We start from the raw sequence: 3824 nt of genomic DNA, 5'->3' as shown, positions 1-3824 counted from the left end.
CGAGAGATTTTAAGTCTCTTGTGTCTACCAATTTCACCACCCGGGCGGATAGTAGGTCTACATCAAATTGCGGAGCGTATTCTAACACTTTCCTTTGTATTTTTATAAGTAAAAAATGTGCTTTTTTAACTTTTCACTACAAAAAAATCACAAAATTAACACTTAACCTCGGAAATGACGTTTAAACTTGGTGCAACTCAAATAAAAACGGAGGTCTAAACCTCCGTCTTTATATCAAACAATTTATTTTTGCTGACGTATCAATTCAACACGTCGGTTAACTGCATTACCTTCTTTAGGGTCATTCTCGGCTATTGGTTGAGTATAGCCGTAACCTTTTGCTGTAAAGCGTTTAACATCAACGCCTTTTTTAACAATATAATCGAGAACTGCTTTTGCACGTTTTTCAGACAATGCTTGATTGTAATCAGCCTTTGAAGTGTCACGCTGATCAGTATGTCCAGCAATTTCCACACTCGCCTCGCCCCATTCTTTTAAAGTAACAATTGCGGCATCCAAAACAGGGTAGGAAACGGGTTTAATTTTGGCGCTATTAGTCTCAAATTGAACATCAGGAACCACTTTATTTGCTAATGGTTTAGCTTCGACCTTAACCGGTTCGACCGCTTTTAATGTGGTTAAAGTTGAGCTGAGCGGTTTTGCCTCTGCTAAAAGCGCGGCTTTATCTACGGTAATTTGAACTGGTGCAAGTGCTTGACAAACATTTTCGCTATCAAGATAACTTTCACGCTTATATTCTGGCAAACCACCTCGAGCAGCACCAATTCTATTCAACAACTCGCCTTGTCCAGCATATGTTCTGGCGTAAGCGGTTTGAATATCGAATTGCGTATTACTGAGTGATCTTTTTGCTTGAAAATATTCGTTCTCCGTGTCCAATAAGTCGAGCAAGGTACGTTGGCCAATGTCGAATTGCTTACGATAAGCTTCACGCGCGTTTTCAATGGAGTTTTTATGATTGGTACGATATTTTTCTTGTTCTTTAAGTTGCTGAATATCGTTGTAGGCAATTACCACCAGTTGTCGAGTATCCACGCAAGCTTTATCACGCAAGTCTAAAGAGTTATTCAATTTCTCCGCAGTCATTTTGACTGCGTTCTGATCAGAAAAACCATTAAATAAATTAAAATTCATGGTTAATTCAAGCAAGTCAGCTGCGCTAGAGCTAAATCGCCCATCATTACTTACGCCCAGATTTTTTCGAGCTTGCAAATCCAACTTAGGCAGATAGCGCGCTTCCCTAGTTTTAATCTCATCTTTACTCGCTTGGATATCTTCAATAGTAGAGAGTAAGTCCGGATTTTGATTGTATGCCACTTTTAATGCATCGGCTGAAGTAGGTTCCACACCTGCATTAAAAAACGTAGGAGCCTCTAAAGTCTCCGGCGGCAATTCCCCATAGAGTCGCTGTAAACGCGCAGTAACATCATGTAAATTCGTGGTTTCTGTGAGCAAATTCGCTTCAGCCAATGCCAAGCGACCAGACGCTTGTTCTAAGTCAACCTTACGAGCTACACCTGCATTTACGCGCTCTTGAATACGGTCAAAGAGTTGTTTATGTACCACGTAATTATCTTTTGCAAACTGACTTAGTTCGCGGTAGCGCAATGTATCAATGTAGGCGCGAATAAATTCCAAGGTCGTATTTTGCATCGCACTTTGTAACTCGTAGTAGCGAACACGATTTGCATGACCCAAGCGCTTAACTTCGCTACTGGTAGCAAAGCCATCAAATATCATTTGTCTTAACACCAACTCATTATTAAAACGAGGAATGGCAGTGCCATCTCCTGGCTTAATGAGTTCTTCTTGTTTCCTATAAGTAGAAACAATATCTGCTTTTGGTAGAAAACCCCCGCGTACCATGTCTTGCTCAAATCCTGATTCTAAAAAACGGTGATATCTGGATTGCACTTCTGGATTTGAAGTGACGGTTTTTTCAACCATATCCTTTAGACTAATGACAGTTTGTGCGGAATAGGCAACATTGCTCATGGCAATACCGAGGCTAGAAGCTAACACTAGGGAAATTAATTTGTATTTAAAATTATTATTCAAAACATTGTTTCCTTAAAATCAATTTGACTACGTCAATGTAGCTTCGAATGTTACCCATAAACATAGGTAGAATCAATAAGCATCTGTTTTATTTGAATTAAACAGGTATTTTTTAACAAGACTTTACAGTTTAAAGGCCGATTCTACTAGATAAATACGAATTTTAAATATCACCCAATTGAGTTATCCGCCTATTTTACTGACATTAAAAACTTTTCTTACTAAAAATCTTTCAATAAGAATTTATTTTGCAAACGGCCTAATTTTAATGATTCAAAAAAATCTATTGGTTTACTATTTAACTTGCATGATAATAGCGGTCTTACTTAAATACAGTCATCCTTTTAATGTCATCACCTACTGGCAGTAAAACAAAGCTTTCGGCACTTACATTGGCCGCACTAGGCGTGGTCTTTGGCGATATTGGTACCAGTCCGCTATACACCATTAAAGAAGTTTTCTCGGTAGGTACGCACCCTGTCCCACTGACGGAAGCAAATATGTACGGCATACTTTCGCTTATCGTCTGGGCGCTCATCATGGTGGTGTCGGTTAAATATGTAGCCTTTATCATGCGGGCCGATAACCGTGGCGAAGGTGGTATTATGGCTTTACTTGCACTTGCTAGTCACAATGCTGCTGGCAACATTAAAAAGCAGCACACTATTATGTTACTCGGCATTTTGGGGGCTTGTATGTTCTATGCCGACGGCATGATTACACCAGCCATTTCGGTACTATCGGCAGTAGAAGGTTTAGAACTCGCCGCGCCAATATTACACCCGATGATATTGCCAATTACCTTAATCGTCTTATTTGCATTATTTTGGGCGCAAAGTAAAGGCACCGCATTAGTTGGTGCTTTTTTTGGTCCAATTATGTTGCTTTGGTTTGGCACATTGGCTGGGTTAGGCATACACAGCATTATGCAAAATCCTACTATTTTGCATGCACTAAATCCCATTTACGCCATTCGTTTTTTTGCAATAAGTCCTTGGATTGCCTTTGTAGCATTGGGTGCGGTTGTTTTATCTGTTACTGGGGCCGAGGCTTTATATGCCGACATGGGACACTTTGGCCGCTTTCCAATTCGGCTAGCTTGGTTTGGTTTTGTGCTGCCAGCCTTAGTTTTAAACTACTTTGGTCAAGGGGCTTTAGTCTTATTAAACCCCGAGTCGATAAAGAATCCTTTTTACCTGCTGGCCCCTGAATGGATGCTTTATCCACTCATTATATTAGCCACGTTAGCGGCAGTAATTGCCTCTCAGGCGGTCATCACTGGAGCATTTTCAGTATCCCGCCAAGCACTGCAGTTAGGCTACTTACCGCGTATGCATGTAGAGCACACTTCCGAAAGTGAAGAAGGCCAAATCTACATGCCTCGTGTTAACTGGGGCTTAATGATTGCTGTCATGGCTTTAGTCTTGAGTTTCAAATCCTCGGGTAATTTAGCTGCCGCCTACGGCATTGCAGTCACTGGCGACATGGTCATCACCACCTTGCTTGCTGGCATCGTATTCCACAACATTTGGGGATGGAGCAAACTGCGCACAGGCATGCTAGTAGCCATGTTTTTGACGATCGATATTGCGTTTTTTAGCGCGAATGTATTAAAAATACCTGATGGTGGCTGGGTGCCTTTATTTATAGGCTTGATTATTTTCACCTTAATGCTGACGTGGAAGACTGGCCGCGCCATGGTCTACACCCGACTTAGAAACGAATCTATGGCACTAGAACCTTTC

Annotated in this window: 2 protein-coding genes; one reads left to right on the top strand and one right to left on the bottom strand. The window is 41.1% G+C overall.

Going from position 1 to position 3824, the window contains the following annotated elements; genetic code table 11:
* Nucleotides 1-243 precede the first annotated feature (243 nt).
* A complete protein-coding gene (locus tag HOO90_RS02235) occupies nt 244-2079 on the bottom strand; it encodes a TolC family protein (RefSeq protein ID WP_292839038.1) in 1836 nt (611 codons plus the stop codon).
* 347 nt (nt 2080-2426) lie between these two features.
* On the opposite strand from HOO90_RS02235, the gene HOO90_RS02230 reads away from it, so the two are divergent.
* Nucleotides 2427-3824, top strand: a 1398-nt coding sequence (locus HOO90_RS02230) for a potassium transporter Kup (RefSeq protein WP_292839036.1), incomplete at its 3' end; no start/stop codon positions are given.

This window comes from Methylotenera sp. (assembly GCF_013141425.1).
Lineage (GTDB): Bacteria > Pseudomonadota > Gammaproteobacteria > Burkholderiales > Methylophilaceae > Methylotenera.
This window is presented reverse-complemented; position numbering and strand designations above follow the sequence as displayed.